The sequence below is a fragment of the Pseudomonas sp. LPB4.O genome (genome assembly GCF_038383825.1).
Taxonomy (GTDB): domain Bacteria; phylum Pseudomonadota; class Gammaproteobacteria; order Pseudomonadales; family Pseudomonadaceae; genus Aquipseudomonas; species Aquipseudomonas putida.
Genome location: NZ_CP151298.1, coordinates 3537891 through 3553962 on the forward strand (window position 1 = coordinate 3537891; position 16072 = coordinate 3553962).

General features: G+C 65.0%; 12 protein-coding genes. 9 read left to right on the forward strand and 3 right to left on the reverse strand.

Annotated features, from left to right (window positions below; genetic code table 11):
- The first annotated feature begins 88 nt into the window (after positions 1 to 88).
- From MRBLPB4O_RS15970 to MRBLPB4O_RS15980, 3 genes are read left to right on the forward strand one after another with little or no spacing between them, the layout of a single operon-like run.
- The gene (locus MRBLPB4O_RS15970; RefSeq protein ID WP_341795845.1) at positions 89 to 862 is read left to right on the forward strand and encodes an endonuclease/exonuclease/phosphatase family protein; all 774 of its coding nucleotides are present in this window, start codon (positions 89 to 91) and stop codon (positions 860 to 862) included.
- A complete protein-coding gene (gene clsB / locus MRBLPB4O_RS15975) occupies positions 859 to 2061 on the forward strand; it encodes a cardiolipin synthase ClsB (protein ID WP_341795846.1) in 1203 nt (400 codons plus the stop codon). Before MRBLPB4O_RS15970 ends, clsB begins: the two co-directional genes overlap by 4 nt.
- Positions 2061 to 3020, forward strand: coding sequence for a lysylphosphatidylglycerol synthase domain-containing protein (locus tag MRBLPB4O_RS15980; RefSeq protein ID WP_341795847.1), 960 nt, complete (start codon positions 2061 to 2063; stop codon positions 3018 to 3020). Before clsB ends, MRBLPB4O_RS15980 begins: the two co-directional genes overlap by 1 nt.
- A gap of 73 nt (positions 3021 to 3093) precedes the next feature.
- Here MRBLPB4O_RS15980 and MRBLPB4O_RS15985 read toward each other — a convergent pair whose 3' ends face one another.
- The 3 genes from MRBLPB4O_RS15985 to MRBLPB4O_RS15995 form a co-directional block, all read right to left on the reverse strand.
- Positions 3094 to 3555 carry a phosphotransferase system, HPr-related protein gene (locus MRBLPB4O_RS15985; RefSeq protein ID WP_341795848.1) on the reverse strand — a complete coding sequence of 154 codons (462 nt, stop codon included), beginning with the start codon at positions 3553 to 3555 and terminating at the stop codon, positions 3094 to 3096.
- Positions 3556 to 3679: 124 nt separating this feature from the next.
- On the reverse strand, positions 3680 to 5347 hold the full coding sequence (locus MRBLPB4O_RS15990; protein WP_341795849.1) for a phytase: 1668 nt from the start codon (positions 5345 to 5347) through the stop codon (positions 3680 to 3682).
- 28 nt (positions 5348 to 5375) lie between these two features.
- Positions 5376 to 7841 carry a TonB-dependent receptor gene (locus MRBLPB4O_RS15995; RefSeq protein ID WP_341795850.1) on the reverse strand — a complete coding sequence of 822 codons (2466 nt, stop codon included), beginning with the start codon at positions 7839 to 7841 and terminating at the stop codon, positions 5376 to 5378.
- 370 nt (positions 7842 to 8211) lie between these two features.
- On the opposite strand from MRBLPB4O_RS15995, the gene MRBLPB4O_RS16000 reads away from it, so the two are divergent.
- The 6 genes from MRBLPB4O_RS16000 to MRBLPB4O_RS16025 all read left to right on the forward strand — a co-directional run bounded on the left by MRBLPB4O_RS16000 (position 8212) and on the right by MRBLPB4O_RS16025 (position 16064).
- Positions 8212 to 9612, forward strand: a complete 1401-nt coding sequence (locus MRBLPB4O_RS16000) for a metallophosphoesterase family protein (protein ID WP_341795851.1) — start codon at positions 8212 to 8214, stop codon at positions 9610 to 9612.
- 93 nt (positions 9613 to 9705) lie between these two features.
- Positions 9706 to 10635: a GGDEF domain-containing protein gene (locus MRBLPB4O_RS16005; protein ID WP_341795852.1), complete on the forward strand. Its 930-nt coding sequence runs from the start codon at positions 9706 to 9708 to the stop codon at positions 10633 to 10635.
- The gene (locus MRBLPB4O_RS16010) at positions 10632 to 11651 is read left to right on the forward strand and encodes an AraC family transcriptional regulator ligand-binding domain-containing protein (protein ID WP_341795853.1); all 1020 of its coding nucleotides are present in this window, start codon (positions 10632 to 10634) and stop codon (positions 11649 to 11651) included. Before MRBLPB4O_RS16005 ends, MRBLPB4O_RS16010 begins: the two co-directional genes overlap by 4 nt.
- A 170-nt stretch (positions 11652 to 11821) precedes the next feature.
- On the forward strand, positions 11822 to 14290 hold the full coding sequence (ligD, locus tag MRBLPB4O_RS16015) for a DNA ligase D (protein WP_341795854.1): 2469 nt from the start codon (positions 11822 to 11824) through the stop codon (positions 14288 to 14290).
- On the forward strand, positions 14287 to 15312 hold the full coding sequence (locus MRBLPB4O_RS16020) for an acyl-CoA dehydrogenase (protein WP_341795855.1): 1026 nt from the start codon (positions 14287 to 14289) through the stop codon (positions 15310 to 15312). Before ligD ends, MRBLPB4O_RS16020 begins: the two co-directional genes overlap by 4 nt.
- Positions 15309 to 16064, forward strand: coding sequence for a PIG-L family deacetylase (locus tag MRBLPB4O_RS16025; protein WP_341795856.1), 756 nt, complete (start codon positions 15309 to 15311; stop codon positions 16062 to 16064). Before MRBLPB4O_RS16020 ends, MRBLPB4O_RS16025 begins: the two co-directional genes overlap by 4 nt.
- The last annotated feature ends 8 nt before the right edge of the window (positions 16065 to 16072 follow it).

The following is a 16072-nucleotide window of genomic DNA, read 5'->3' on the forward strand; positions in this document are numbered from 1 at the left end:
TCGTGAGCGAAATCTGCATTGGTATTTCCGGTTGGCGCCATGGCCCACCCCGCAACAAGCCCTACCGCAAGGGGCTGGGGGCGCAGCCATGAACGGGACCCTGCCCACCCCCAACTGCATTATCGACAAGGTCACCGCCGTGCACCGCCTGACGGTGCTCACACTCAACGTTCACAAAGGCTTCACGCCGCTCAACCGCCGCTTCATCCTGCCAGAGCTGCGTGAGGCGGTGCGTGCCACCGGCGCCGATCTGGTGTTCCTGCAAGAGGTGCATGGCAGCCACCAACACCATGCCGAGCGCCACTCGGCATGGCCGCAAACCCCGCAATACGAATTTCTTGCCGACAGCATGTGGCCACAGTTCGCGTACGGGCGCAATGCGGCCTACCCCCATGGCGACCATGGCAATGCGCTGCTGTCCAAATTCCCGATCCGCACCTACGACAACCTGGACGTTTCGGTCCATGGCGACGAGGAGCGCGGCCTGCTGCACTGCCAGCTCGAAGTACCGGGCCATGAACAGCTACATGCCATTTGCGTACATCTGGGCCTGCGCGAAAACCATCGCCAGCGTCAGGTCAGCCTGCTCATGGCATTGCTCGAGAGCCTTCCGCCAGAGGAGCCGGTCATCGTCGCCGGCGACTTCAACGACTGGCGCCTGAAAGCCGATGCGCGGCTTTCGGGGCACTTGATCGAAGCCTTCGGCAAACCGGCGCGCAGCTTTCCGGCCCGCCTGCCCCTGCTGCGCCTGGACCGTATTTACCTTCGCAATGCGCAAACCTGCAAGGCGCGGGTGTTGTCCAGCTACCCCTGGTCGCACCTCTCCGACCATGCCCCGCTGGTAGCCGAGGTGACGCTATGAAGCAGCCCTGGAGCAACGGCAATCACGTCGAACTGCTGATCAATGGCGAGCAGTACTATCCCCGCTTGTTCGAGGCCATGGCCGAGGCTCGCGAAGAAATCCTCCTGGAAACCTTCATCATCTTCGACGACAAGGTCGGCCAGGCCTTGCGCCAGTCACTGATCGAAGCCGCCCAGCGTGGCGTGCGGGTCGAGGTGGCGGTTGACGGCTACGGCACTGCAGACCTTCCCGACGATTTCATTTCCTCCATGACAGCAGCCGGCGTGCGCTTTCACGCGTTCGATCCGCAACCACGACTGGCGGGCATGCGCACCAACCTGTTCCGCCGCCTGCACCGCAAGATCGTGGTGATCGACGGGCAGCGCGCGTTCATCGGCGGCATCAACTACAGCGCCGACCACCTTGGCGACTTCGGGCCCCAGGCCAAGCAGGACTATGCGGTGGAAGTCGTCGGCCCCGTGGTTGCCCAGGTGCACGCCTCCTGCTGCAGAATGCTTGCGCCGGTTCTGGAAAGCGTGGCCCGAGTGGAGCCGACCAACGCCGCTGCCGGCCCGTCCAGCGCCGTGCTGGTGGAGCGCGACAATGGTCGCCATCGCAACGATATCGAGGTCTGTTACCTGCAAGCCTTCCGCCAGGCCAAGCGGCGCATCGTGGTCGCCAACGCCTACTTCTTTCCCGGCTATCGCCTGCTGCGCGAACTGCGCAACGCTGCCCGGCGCGGGGTCGAGGTGACCTTGATCCTCCAGGGGCAACCGGACATGCGCTGGGTCCGCGCGCTCTCGCGCCTGCTCTACAACTACCTGCTGCGCGACGACGTGCGCATCCACGAGTACTGCAAGCGCCCGCTGCACGGCAAGGTGGCGCTGGTGGACGACGACTGGTCCACCGTGGGCTCAAGCAACCTTGACCCGCTGAGCCTGTCGTTCAACCTCGAGGCCAACCTGGTAGTCCGTGACCGCGCTTTCAACCATGGCCTTTACACCCACTTGAGCGAGCTGAGCCAGGAGCATTGCAAGACCGTAACCCTGGAACGTGCGGTGCGTGGCTACTGGTGGCGTGCACCCTTGATCTTCCTGGGCTTCCACCTCACCCGATATTTTCCGCGCATCGCCGGCTGGTTCCCTGCACACAGGCAACACCTGCAGTCGCTGCAAGCAGACAGCGAAATCCCGGTCGACTACCACGAGGGCCAAACCTGATGGCCAATCCACATTGGAAGACCTGGGGCAAACGCCTTCTGACCGTGCTGTTCCTGATACTGATCCCGGTGCTGCTGTTCACCCTGGCGCGCAATCTGGACTGGAACGAAGTGCGCCAGTCGCTGCTGGCATACCGGCCCTCAACCCTGGCCCTCGGCCTGTTGCTGGCGCTGTGCAGCTACCTGGTGTTCGCCAGCTACGACTTGCTCGCCCGTGCCTACACCGGCCACCGCCTGCCTGCCCGTCAGGTGCTGCCAGTGGCATTTGTCTGCTACGCATTCAACCTCAGCTTCACCACCTGGGTCGGTGGCGTAGCCCTGCGTTACCGCCTGTACGGCAGGCTGGGGCTGGATACCGCGACCATCACCCGCATCCTCACCTTGGGCCTGTTGACCAACTGGATGGGCTATTTGCTGCTGGCCGGCACGGTGTTCGCCTTGGGCCTGGTCAAGCTGCCCGAAAGCTGGGCGGTGGGTTCTGGCGGCCTGCGCCTGATTGGCATGTTGATGGTGGCGGTCGCGGTGGCTTACCTGCTCGCATGCGCCTTCGCCAAGCGGCGCACGTGGAGCCTGCGCGGCCATGATGTAACCCTGCCGAGCCTGCGCCTGGCGTTGTGCCAGTTGGCGCTGGGCGCAAGCAACTGGGCGCTGATGGCGGCACTGATCCACCTGCTGCTGCCGCCGGAGCTGATGTATCCCTCCGTGTTGGGGGTATTGCTGATCAGTTGCGTGGCTGGCGTAGTGGCGCATATTCCCGCCGGCCTTGGCGTGCTGGAGACCGTGTTCCTTGCCCTGCTCCACGGCCAGATCGGCCAGGGCACCCTGGTCGCGGCACTGCTAGGCTATCGGACCTTGTACTACCTGATCCCGCTGCTGTTGGCGGTGGTCACCTACCTGATCCTCGAAAAGCGTGCCAAGGCGTTGCGCCAGCAGGCCGGCCTGGCTGCCGAGAAACGCTGATGCACCGTGGGTGCCCGTGCCGGACAGCGGCACGAGCACCCACGGTGCAAGCAGAAACAGCGTTGCTCGTGTATCAGGGCTCTCTGCGGTCGTCTTCAGAGGCCACATCATCGGTCCAGGGTTCGCCATCCAATGGCGCGGAGCGAGCCAGTTCAGCCTCGTCCAGGCCGATGCCGCCACCGATCTCGTTGGCCCCTACCTCGCGCAAGGTCTTGTCCGCCGGGCCATCATCCGTTCCCGGCTCGTAGGGATCACGGGCGCCGCTCTCATCGAACAACGTATCCGGGCTCATGTCGTCGAGGGTGACATTGTCTTCGTGCAGGCTGTCGCTGAGAGCCTCGCCCCCGGTCATGCCACCTTCAGCGACACGCCGGGGCGGGAATTCCTCGTTTACCTCGCGGTCCGGACGCTCGTCGCCGATACGGCCCTGGCGTTCATCGCGGCGCTCGCTGAAATCCAGCTCGTGGACTGAGCCCATGCGGTCTTCGGTGTCGTCGATCTCGCCTTGGGGTCTTGAGTCATCGGGTTTTGACATGAACGTTCTCCGTCTGTGGGCTTCATTCGGTCGACTCCCGCCAGGGGAAAATGATTCAGAGTTTCTTGAACAAAGCCCACCGCGCACTTCATGATCGCCACGCACATGCCCCTCCGGCCGGGATTCATCGAATCTTGTAGGTGAAGGTATTTTTGACATTGGCCACCGCCACCGCCTGCCCGTTCACCATCCGGGGCTGGTAACGGAAGCGCTTTTCGATGTCGTCCTTGACCAGGCCGCCCACGCCGATCACGTTGTCCAGACGGGTCGGGCCATCGCCACGGGCGTCCAGTGCCCAGACCGCAAGGTCTTCTTCGCCGATGAACAGGCGCTGGTTGCGGTCGTCGGCCACGCAACCTTCCGACTGGGTCGCGGTGCTGAAACTGCGCACCAAGGTGCCACCTGCCTGGCCGCTACTGCCGTCGAGGCGGTATTGAACGAAGCGGCCATCCTTGTCATTGGCGATGGCGTGAATGGCCGCATCGGCATCCTTGAAAAGGCAAACGCCGTAGATTTCCTTGAGCTCCGTCGGCACCTGGCCGATGTCGCTCAACTGGCCGCTGGCCGGGTCGATGGCAAACAGGTGCAGGCTGTTGCGGTCACGGTTGCTGGCCACAGCCAGGTCGACCTCACGTTCGCCAAGCTGGAACCCCTTGCGCACGTCCACATTGTTCAGGCGGCCCACACGCAGGTCCTGCAGCTGCTTGCCGTGCAGGTCGTAGGCCAGCAGCCCGCCTTTCTTGTCGGTACCCAGTACCCGACTCAGTTCGGGCTGGCGCGTGTTGACCCAGATCGCCGGGTCGTCCGCCGCATCGCCAAGGCTGGGCACGCCGTCGGTCTGGACCTGCGCCTTGATCTGTACCACTGCAGGCGCAATCGGCGCTGGCGTTGGCTTCCAGCCCAGCGTCGCCAGGTGCGTACCCTGGTCGTCGGCCAGCAACAGTTCCAGGCCCTTGTCGTTCACACGGGCGCTGATCTGCTCCGGCTCTTTCAGCCCTGGCAAGCTCAGGGCTCCATCACGCAGCCATTGCCCGGCGCGGCGCTGGTACAGGTGCAAGGCATTGGCGATCGGGTCCAGCAGCATCAGGCCCCCGGGCACCAGGGCCACGCCGGCGGCGGCCTTGGCCAGGCTTCCGAACGGTGCCACCAGGTCCACCGGCTCGCGCACCAGGGGTGCTTCGGCAGCAGCTTCGTAGCGCCACAGGCCGACGTTTTCTTCGTTTACGTACAGGCTATGGCTTGCATCATCCGCCTGGCAGAACGCGCTCTGCGGCGGCAGGCTCAGGGCGCGCACCTGGCGTGCCTCGGCCAGCGGCTGGCCATGTTCGGCGACCAGCCACTGCTCACCGATGCCCTCCTCGCCAACCAGGAACAGGAAGTCGTTGGCGGCGCTATCGCGGTACAGGCACAGGCCCTCGATGGCATAGCGGGTCTTGGGCAAGTAGCGCGGGGAGCCCCAACCGCTTTGTGCATCGAAGCGGGCCAGCAACGCCTGTTGACGCTTCTTGTCGACGGTGGCGACCATCAGGCCGGTGCCATCGGTGCGGTGGTCAAGGGTTTCGAAGCGGCCCGGCAACTCGCCAAGTACGCGGCCCTGGCGGTCAACCAGCTGCAGCGCCCTGGCGGTCAGTTGCAGGCGTTCGGCCTGCTTGAGCGCCGGCGTTGGAGCCAGCCAGTGGCTGGTTTCGCTGTCGATGACGTTGCGGTCGAGTGTGAAGCTCGGCGCCGCGTTGGCACCGGCGTGGGCCAAGGCGATGTATAGCCCCAGCATGGACAAAGTGAACATACGCATGAGCAGGCAATATCCCTGAAGGGTGCGGTCAGAAGTGGGTGAGCGTCAGGCCGACCTTGTAGGTCGGGCCGTATTCTTCGTACTGGGCGTTGTAGCGACGGTGGCCGCTGTACACGTAATAGGACTCGTCGGTGATGTTCTGCGCCTCGAAGGTCAACTGCAGCTCGGGGGTCAGGAAGTAGCCTGCCTTGAAGTCCACGTGCAGCTGGTCATCGGCATACTGGTCGTGGGCCTTGTCGTCGATGGCCCCCAGCTCCAGCAGGTAGCCCGACTTGTAGTTGGCGGCCAGGCGCATGTTGAAGCGGTCGTTTTCCCAGCCGACCATGAAGTTGCCCACTGTGTCGGACTGATTGGGCAGGTCGATGCTGCGCTTGCCGGTGGCCCCTTGCAGGGTTGCATCAGACTTGCTCAGGGTTAGGTTGGCGCCCAGCAGCAAACCGTTCCAGGGTGCCGGCAGCCAGTCGAACTTCTGCGAGTAGGCCAGCTCCAGGCCATACAGCTTGGCGCCCCCGCCGTTCTCGAAGGTGAGCGCTTCGTCGAAGTCCACCCATGCGCCAGTGCCCGCCAGGTCGGTGCTGTAGATGAAATGGTCGATGTCTTTGTAGAACAGGAACGCCGAGGCGGTGCCGGCGCGGCCCATGTAGTGCTCGATGCCCAGGTCGAAGTTCATCGACTCCAGCGGTTTGAGTTCGGGGTTGCCGAACGACGCATCGTTCTCATCGATGACAAAACCCGGCGCCAGCTGGCCGAAGGTTGGCCGTACCACGGTGTTGGTCCAGGCGGCCCGAATGGCCGTGGCCGGCGACAACTGGTAGCGGGCGTGCAGGCCTGGCAACCAGTGGTCATAGCGATTGTTGCTGCTGACGTTCTCGTACACACCGTCGCGCAGGCCAGTACCTTTGGCCTCGAACCTGGTACCTTCGTAACGCACACCGGCAATCAGGCGCCAGTCGCCGATGTCCAGCGTGTTCATCAGGTACGCCGCGTTGATGTCCTCGCTCATGTCGAAATCATTGATCCGCGAGGCTTCCTCATCGTAGTAGGCTGCACGGTCGAGGTTACTGATCAGGCCCTTGATTGCGCTGGCGCTGACGCCGTTGCCGAAGTTGCCCAGGGCGTAGTCGACATTGCTGCCCTGATAATCGGCAAGGCTGATGTCATCGAACCCGTCATAGGCCCAGGTTTCGGTGTCGCTGGTCTTGTCGCGGCGGCTGAGTTTGCCGCCAAACTTGACCTGCGAGGCGTCGGCGAATTCGTAGTCGCGGGCAAGGTCCAGGCGGATGTTCTTTTCCTGGTCCTTGCCGTCAACCTTCTCCCACTCCACTTCGTCGAGGGTGAACCGGGCCGGGTCGTAGAAGTCGTTGCCCACGCTCAGCCGTGGCTTGCGCGTGCCGTCGAAGCCGACCTCGTCGAAATCACCGACGAACCTGGCGCCGGCAATGCCAGCCGGATCGTGCTCGGTGGCCTGGCTGTAGCCGGCCTGGGCACTGATGGTCCACTGGTCGAGGATGCGCTCGCCGCCAAGTACGTAGGACTGGATTTCCTGGGTGTCCTCGCGCGATTTCAAGTCGCGCCAGCCTTCGGCCTCGCCACGCTGGCCGGGACCCTGCGGGTCGGCGAATTCCAGGCCTTGGGCGTTGCGCGTCTCGGTGTCCTTGAACTTGCTGTAGAGGGTGCGCAGGTAGTAGCTGGAGAAGTCATCCGGCTGGTAATCGAAGTTCAGGCCCAGGCCGGTGCGCTCACGGGTAATCTGGTAGTCGCGGGCCTCGACCTCTTCCAGCCGGGCGCCGTCCTCGAAATCCCAGTTACCGCCGGTTTCGACGTTGTCCGAGCCAAACTTGCGCTTCTGCCAGCTAAACGCCGCAGCCACGCCAAAGTTGTTGATGCCGTCTCCCAGGCTGAAGCGGTCGCTGACCGCGCCGGAAAACTTCGGGCTGTCGCGGCTGACGTTGGTGTCGTGGCTGGCTTCGCCGGTAAGGGTGTAGAACAGCCCGTCATGGTCGAACGCCGACAGGCTCTCGACTTCGATGGTGCCGCCGAGGGAGTTGGCGTCCATGTCCGGGGTCAGGGTCTTGACCACCGACAGCGACTGCACCAGCTCGGCGGGCAGCACATCCAGCGCCACGGCGCGGCGGTCGCCCTCGGGGGCCGGTACCAGGGTGCCGTTGATGGTCACACTGTTAAGGTCCGGGGCGATACCGCGGACGCTGACGAAGCGGCCCTCGCCCTGGTCGCGCTCCACCGACAGCCCGGGGATGCGCTGCAGGGCTTCGGCGGCATTGTCGTCGGGCAGTTGGCCAACACCATCGGCATGCACCACGCTCTTGATGCTGTCGGCGCTTTTCTGCTCGCGCAGCGCCTTGTCGATGCTCGCCGCCTGGCCGATCACCTCGACCCGCTCGACCGCATCTTCCGCCCAGGCTGGGGCGGTGGTAATGGCAACGGCCAGCAGGCTGACCCGGAATCCGGCGTTGCGGATGTGACGAAACGGCATTGCCACCTTGAAACCCTCGCTTGCAGTGACCCGATGAACCCGGGAATGGCTGCGAAAGCTAGAAAGTGTGTGTGGCACTTGCGTGACAGCGCTGGGCTGGGCGGCTTGAAAACGCGGCTTTAACATCGTTTTCGGCGCAATTTGAGCTGATATGACCTGAGGCCCGCTGCGGCCCTGGCGATGCCCTGCAAACCTGCGGCGCAGCTGTGGGGCCGGTCTGGGGGCCCTGGGCCGTTACCGACCACTTGAAATCGCGTTTTTTCCTGACGATCAGCTGAGCCAAATCGACCCCCCGCCCGGTAACAGAACCGTCATTCGCCTTTGTTTCCTTTGCGCCCATCACGCCTTCCGGGCTCATCGAGGAAACCCCATGCACCGCCCCCTGCTACTGGCCGCCCTGCTCTGCGCCGCACAGGCTCATGCCCAGGCCAATGACCCTCTTCCGATCCCGCGCTCCGCCGGCCTGCCCTACGCCGCCGGCAAGCTGGCCGACCGTATCGTGCTCACCCCCGGCCAGAACGCCGCCACGCAGATGGCCATCAGTTACCGCACCGACCTGGCCCAGGCCGACGCGGTGCTGGAGCTCGGCCCCGCCCTCGCCGGCCCTGCGCTGGCAGCCAAGGCCAGCCCATTGAGTGGCAGCACCCAGCGCCTGGACAGCGACAACGGCCCAGCCAACTACCACCAGGTGCGCCTGGAACACCTGCAACCAGACACCGCCTACGTCTACCGGCTCAAGGGCAGCGCGGGCTGGAGCGAATGGCACCAGTTCCGCACGGCCAAGGCCACGTTCGCGCCGTTCTCGTTCATCTACCTGGGCGACACCCAGAACGACATCCTCGCCATCGCCTCGCGCACCATTCGCCAGGCGCTGCGCAGCGTGGCGCACCCTGCCCTGGTGGTGCACGCTGGTGACTTGGTGGCATCGCGCGACGACCTCGCCCACGACGATGAATGGGGTGAATGGAACCAGGCCGGCGGCTGGTCGTACGCTGCCATCCCACAGCTCACCGCGTTCGGCAACCACGAGTACCTGGAAACCCTCAACCCCGATGGCAGCGAAAGCCGTAGCCTCAGCCCTCATGTAACGGCGCAGTTCGCCCTGCCGCGCAACGGTGCCCCGGGTGTGGCGGCAACCAGCTACTTCAGCGATTACCAGAATGTGCGCTTCGTGGTGCTGGACGGCACCTCGGCGCTCGACCTGGGCACCCTGCAAGTACAGACCGACTGGCTGGAGCAAACCCTGAAAAGCAGCAAGGCGCAGTGGAACATCGTGGTCATGCACCAGCCGGTCTATACCTGTGCGCGCCCCGACGATACCGAACCGCTCAAGGCCGCCTGGCAACCGCTGCTGGAGCGCTACAAGGTCGACCTGGTACTGCAAGGCCACGACCACTGCTACAGCCGCCTGACCCACGCCCAAGGGCGCCAGGCCACGCGTGCTGCACAGCAGGCCAGACAGGCAATCGGCCCGGTGTACATGGTCTCGGTGACCGGCTCGAAGATGTATGGCCTGAACGACCGCGCCCGCCACCAGCCGGACCGCACGGCCGAAGACACCCAGCTGTACCAGACCATCACGGTCGAGCAGAACCGCCTGCAGGTGCGCACCTATTCGGCTGACGACCAGCTATACGACGCGTTCGATATCACGCGTGATGCCAAAGGGCGCAAGTTCCTGCAGGAACCCAAGCTGGCGCTGGCCAACGAACGTTACTGCAAGGCCAGCGTAGGGCCGGACGGGCTGCCGTGCACGGCCCGCGGCAAGTGAGCGTCATCGAATTGAGATAAACGCCTTGCATGCTGCTCTGCCTGTGCCGGCGACGGTGCCAGCACAGGCAACAACACACTCACAGGACACCCCATGCGCCCCAGCCCCCTGTTCAAACAGCACGCCCTTACGCTGGTCGGCCTGGTACTGGCCGCCAACGCCGGCCTGCTCGTCTACCTCGCCGCCGGCACGCTTAAAGCCTGGGCCGAGATCAACTGGATGGACGTCGCCGGCGAGGGCGGCACTTGCCTGATCCTCTGCGGCTGGCTGGTGATGCTGCTGCGCGGGCGCCCTGCTGGCCGGGTCACCCGCCTGCTTTCGCTGGGCCTGTGCTTCATCGCCTTTTCGATGTGGATGGACACCCTCGACGAATTCATCCGCCTGCCCGACGACGCGGTCTGGGACAACTGGCTGGAGACTGCGCCCATGCCGCTGGGCATGCTGCTGCTGACCCTGGGCATGTACCACCTGCAGCAGGAACAGCACGCCATCACCGCGCAGATGCGCAAGCGTGAGCAACTGTTCCGCGAGCACCGCCTGTTCGACAAGCTCACCCCGCTGTCCGGTGCCCGGTACCTGCGCCAGCACCTGCAGCAGGCCATTGCCCAAGCCGCCCGCGAACAGCAAGCCCTGTCGCTGATCGTCGTCGACCTGGACGATTTCAACCAGATCAACCAGCGCTATGGCCAGGAAGAAGGCGATCTGGTGTTGCAAGTGGTCGCCCAACTGCTGCTGCTCAACCTGCGCCAGCACGACATACTCTGCCGCCTGGCCGGCGACCGCTTCGTCGCGGCGCTGCCCAACACCGGCGAACGCCAGGCCCAGGCCATGGCCAACGCGCTGCGCCAGAGCATCGCACACCTCGCCCATCACACCGGCCGGCATGGCGAACGCCTGCACCTGACCGCCACGGTGGCCAGCGTGATGGCGCTGGACGAAAACGAAGACCACCTGCTGAAACGCCTCAACTACGCCCTGGCCCAGGCCAAGAGCCGCCAGACGCACCAGGTACAACGGGCATGAACGGCTATGACGGCGACAGCCGCTTCATCACCGCCCACCACCTGCCCGCTGCGCTGATCGACCTGGCGCGTTCGCGGCAGATCGACACCCATCACCTGCTACGCGGCTGCGGGCTGTTTTACGACGACGTGGTCAGCGGCAAAGCGCTGATCAGCCCACAGCAGTTCCTTCGCCTGATCGGCAATGCGCAGCGGTTGCTCGATGCCGACGACACCAGCTTTCTCTACGGCCAGCGCCTGTGGCCCGGGCACCACGGTGCCGCCAGCCTGTTGCTGGAGCAGGCCGACCACCTGCTGCAGGCCCTGGAGCGCATCGAGCACTACCGCGCCCTGCTGTCCCCGTTGCTCAGCCCGGTGCTGCGCCTCGATGAGCGCTACCTGCACCTGTACTGGCGGGAAAGCTGCGCCATCGACGAGCAGCGCCGCTTCCTGCTGGAGTCCAGCATGACAGCGGTGGTGGCCCTCGCGCGGCGCCAGCAACAAGAGCACCTGCCCTGGCGCTTCCGGTTCCGCCATGCCGAACCGGCCTACGTCGAGCAGTACTGGGTGCACCTGGGCGACTCTCTGGCCTTCGACTGCCCATCCACGGTGATGAGCCTGCCCCGGGAATACCTGCTGCGTGCCTGGCCGGGTGCCGGGTCGACCGCCCAGCACGTGGCACGCCAGGCCTGCGATGCACAGCTGGCGGCCTGGGGCTGGCGGGCGAGTTTTCTCGACCTGGTCTACGAGCACCTGCTCGGGCTGATTCGCCAGCCGCTGAACCTGGAACGGGTAGCCGCCGCCTTCGCCACCAGCCCCGCTTCGTTCAAGCGCCGCCTGGCCCGTCATGGGTCCAACTTCCAGGAGCAACTGGACCAGGTGCGCTGCGATCAGGCGCTGTACCTCTACCAGGTCAAGGGCTACAGCAACGACGCGGTTGCGCAGTACCTGGGCTTCAGCGACAGCACCAACTTCCGCCGTTCGTTCAAGCGCTGGACCGGGCGTGTGCCAAGTGAACTGGAAGCCTTGTGGGGCTGATGCCCAAGATTGTCGTGCCGGGATTACCAACGTAATAGACCGCGCCATGGGGCGTGTTGAGCCTCTAGCAGTGGGCCGGTTCGTCGGTCCGCGACCCCACGCTTTTTTTGAACTCCATGCGCAGGCGCCCTCTCCCAATGAAGAGACCGCGAACTGTCCCGGAGCCCGCCATGGCCAAGCCCCTGCAGGAGTACCTGCGCAAGCGTGACTTCAACGCCACACCCGAGCCAGCCGGCAAGCGTGCCCACCCACGGCCTGCTCACGGGTTGCAGTACTGCATCCAGAAGCACGACGCCAGCCATCTGCACTATGACTTTCGCCTGGAGCTGGATGGCACCCTTAAAAGCTGGGCGATTCCCAAGGGCCCATCCCTCGACCCCAAGGTCCGCCGCTTGGCCGTGCATGTAGAAGACCATCCGCTGGACTACGCCAGTTTCGAAGGGCACATCCCTGAAGGCCACTACGGCGCCGGCGACGTGATCGTGTGGGACCGGGGGCTCTGGGAGCCCGAAGGCGACCCGCGCGAGGCCTATGCCAAGGGCAAGCTGCGCTTTCGCCTGCAAGGTGAAAAGCTGTCGGGTGTCTGGAACCTGTTTCGTACCCACCTGGCTGGCAAGAAAGAGCAGTGGATGCTGGTCAAGTCCCACGATGGCGAGGCCCGCAGCGAAGCGGACTACAGCATCGTCGAAGCCCTGCCTGACAGCGTATTGAGCGACCGTACACTGGTCCCCCGCCGCCCAGCCAAGGCGGCGACCTCCACGCGCAAGCGCAAGGCCAGCGCTGGCGCCCTGCCGGACATGCTCCAACCGCAGCTGGCAACCCTGGCCGATTCCCCCCCCGAGGGTGACTGGCGATACGAGGTCAAGTTCGATGGTTACCGCATGCTGGCCCGCATCGACGGGGACGATGTGCGCCTGTTTACCCGCAATGGCCACGACTGGAGCGCAAAGCTGCCCCATCAGGTGCAGGCGCTGAAAGCGCTGGGGCTCGACTCGGCATGGCTGGACGGTGAGATGGTGGTCACAGACGAGAACGGCGTGGCCGACTTCCAGGCCTTGCAGGCCGCCTTCGACAACGAGCACGACGATGACATTACCTACTACCTGTTCGACCTGCCCTACCTCGGCGGCAAGGACCTGCGTGAATTGCCTGTGCAAGACCGCCGGGCGACCTTGGCCAAACTGCTGAAGCACAACGCATCGGCCATCCTGAAGTTTTCCGAAGACTTCAACCAGCCGGTCGACGCGCTGCTCGACAGCGCCTGCCGGTTAGGGCTGGAAGGCCTGATCGGCAAGCGCGCCGACAGCCCTTACGTTAGCCGGCGCAGCAGCGACTGGATCAAGCTCAAGTGCACGCAACGCCAGGAGTTCGTGATCGTCGGCTACACCGCGCCCAAGGGCAGCCGCCAAGGTTTTGGGGCCCTGCTGCTGGCGCTGCACGACACCGACAGCGGCCAGTTGCGCTACGCCGGCAAGGTGGGCACCGGCTTCAGTGCTGCCACGCTGACGAGCATCCTCACCCGCCTGAAGCCCCTGCACACCGCCAAACCACCTTTGCCTGAGCCCCCCAGCGGTGCCGATGCACGGGGCGTGCACTGGCTCAAGCCAGAACTGCTGGCCGAGGTCGCCTACGCCCAGATGACCCGCACAGGGATCGTGCGCCACGCGGTTTTTCACGGGTTGCGCGACGACAAGCCCGCCACTGCCATTGCCTTGGAACGTGCCATGCCGGTAAAGAACGCAGCACATGCAGAGCCCAAGGGTTTGAGCAACCTGCACCTGACCCACCCCGACCGCGTCATCGACAAGACCAGTGGCACCAGCAAACGACAGGTGGCGGAGTACTACGCCCAAGTCGCCGACTGGCTGCTGCCACAGCTCGAACACCGCCCCGTGGCGCTTGTGCGCGCACCGGAGGGTCTGGACGGCGAGCTGTTCTTTCAGAAGCACGCGGGGCAGTTGCACCTGCCCAAGCTGACCAGCTACACCAAGGACCAGGCCGGCCAGGCGGCAATGGTGCTCAACAGCACCGAGAGCCTGTTGGGCGCAGTACAGATGAACATGCTTGAACTGCACACCTGGAACGCCACCGACAAGAATTTCGACAGGCCTGACCGCTTCATCCTCGACCTCGACCCCGACCCGGCATTGCCATGGAAGGCCATGCTCGAGGCCACCCAGCTGACCCTCACCCTGCTCGATGAGCTGGGCCTGAAGGTGTTTCTCAAGACCAGCGGTGGCAAAGGCATGCACCTGGTCGTGCCGCTCACCCGTCGGGCCGGCTGGGAGGAAGTGAAGGACTTCAGCCATGCCCTGGTCAAACACATGGCAGACTTGTTCCCGGACCGGCTCAGCGCAGTCTCCGGGCCCAAGAACCGGGTCGGGCGCATCTTCATCGACTACCTGCGCAACGGCAAGGGCGCTACCACCGTGGCCGCCTACTCGCTGCGCGCGCGCGAAGGCCTGCCAGTGTCGGTGCCGATCTGGCGCGAGGAGCTGCCCAAACTCAAGAGTGCCAACCAATGGAATATCGGCAACTTGCAGGCGCGGCTTGCGCAGGTGGACGACCCTTGGGCCGAGCTGGGCTCGACCCGGCAATCGATCACCCTGCGCATGCGCAAGCAACTGGGGATCGCATGATGGACTTCGCTCACCTCGACCGCCTGCTGCACCGCTTCGGTACCCGTTCGCGGGCCATCGACCTCGACCCCTTGCTGCCTGAACTGTTGCAGGTACTTCATGCTGAACAGCTTGACCTGCTGCCATTGCCCGGCCACGGGCGCACCCTCGAGCGCTGGCGGGCCTTGGCGCGGGTTGCCGGTTGCGATCTCGGCCTGGCCAAGCTGTATGAAGGCCACACCGATGCCCTGGCGGTCCTCGCCGAGTGCGGCGCCCTCCAGCATGCTCACGACGGTATCTGGGGCATGTGGGCCGCGGAGCCGCCGGATGCCAGGGCCCACATCGTCGCGCGCGATGGCGAACGGGTTCAACTGCAAGGCCGAAAAGCATGGTGCTCGGGCGCACTGCAGATCGATCGAGCGCTGCTGACCGCCTGGGAGAACGACCAGCCACAGCTGGTGGCCGTTGAACTGTCACACCCCAGCCAGCGCATCCAGGCCGAGCAATGGCAGGCTGTAGGCATGGCCAACACCGCCAGTGTCACCGTCGAGTTCGACAACTCGCCCGGGCTGGCCATCGGCACACCCGGCCAGTACCTGTCCCGCCCAGGCTTCTGGCAGGGCGGCGCAGGTATCGCTGCCTGCTGGTACGGCGCGGCCGAGGCATTGGCAGGCTACCTGCGCGAGCACTGCAACAAACCTCGGCCCGACCCCTATGCAAATGCCCACCTGGGGGCGGTCGATGCGGCCTTGTACGGTGCCCGCGCCGCCCTTCGCGAGTGCGCCGCGTGGATCGACCAGCACCCCCAGGACGACGCCAGTTTCGAGGTACGCCGCACCCGCGCCCAGATCGAGCAGGCGGTCGAACAGGTCATTCAGCATGTTGGCCGAGCCCTGGGGGCTACCCCCTTCTGCCGCAGCAGCCATTTCGCCCGGCTTAGCGCCGACCTGCCGGTGTACCTGCGCCAGAGCCACGCTGAACGCGACTTGGCCGAACTGGGTCAGCAAGTGACCAGCACACCGACAGGAGCATGGCAGCTATGAGCGAGAACCTTATTGATGCGGCCACGGGTACGCCGTGGAGTGACTGGCAGCATTCTGCGCACCTGGCACGCGCTACCTGGCTTGCGCCCGAGCAGCTGTGCCCACCCGGCCGACGCCTGGTGCTGCTGGCGCCGCACCCGGACGACGAGGTGCTCATGGCCGGCGGACTGCTTGCCAGTTTTCGCGGGCGCGAACAGGACCTGGTGCTGATTTCCGCCACCAACGGCGAGGGCAGCCATCCGCACTCACCACACTGGACCGAGCAGCGCTTGCGTCACCAGCGCCCCTTGGAGAGTCGGCATGCCTTGCAGCAGCTAGACCTGGACCTCACCCGCCTGGACTGGCGGCGGCTTAACCTCAAGGACGGCGCATTGCCCCGCGATGAGGCCTTTCTGGTCCGTCACCTGGAGCAGTTGCTGGAGCCTGGCGACCTGCTGCTGACCACCTGGCGTGGCGACGGCCACTGCGACCACGAGGCCGCAGGCCGCGCCGCTGCCCAGGCAGCCCAGGCGCGCGGGGCACAGCTGGCCGAAGCGCCGGTGTGGGCCTGGCACTGGGCCGCACCCGACGACCCACGCCTGCCCTGGTCGCGGGCGCATCGCTTGCAGGTCGACGAAACGCGCCAGGCGCGCAAGCGCGAGGCCTTGGCTGCCCATACCAGCCAATTGCAGCCCGACGGTGATCGCCCGCCGGTGCTGCCGGCGCATTTGCAGGCGTGCCTGCTGCAACCCTTTGAACTGGTTTTCCTGTGATGGAGTCG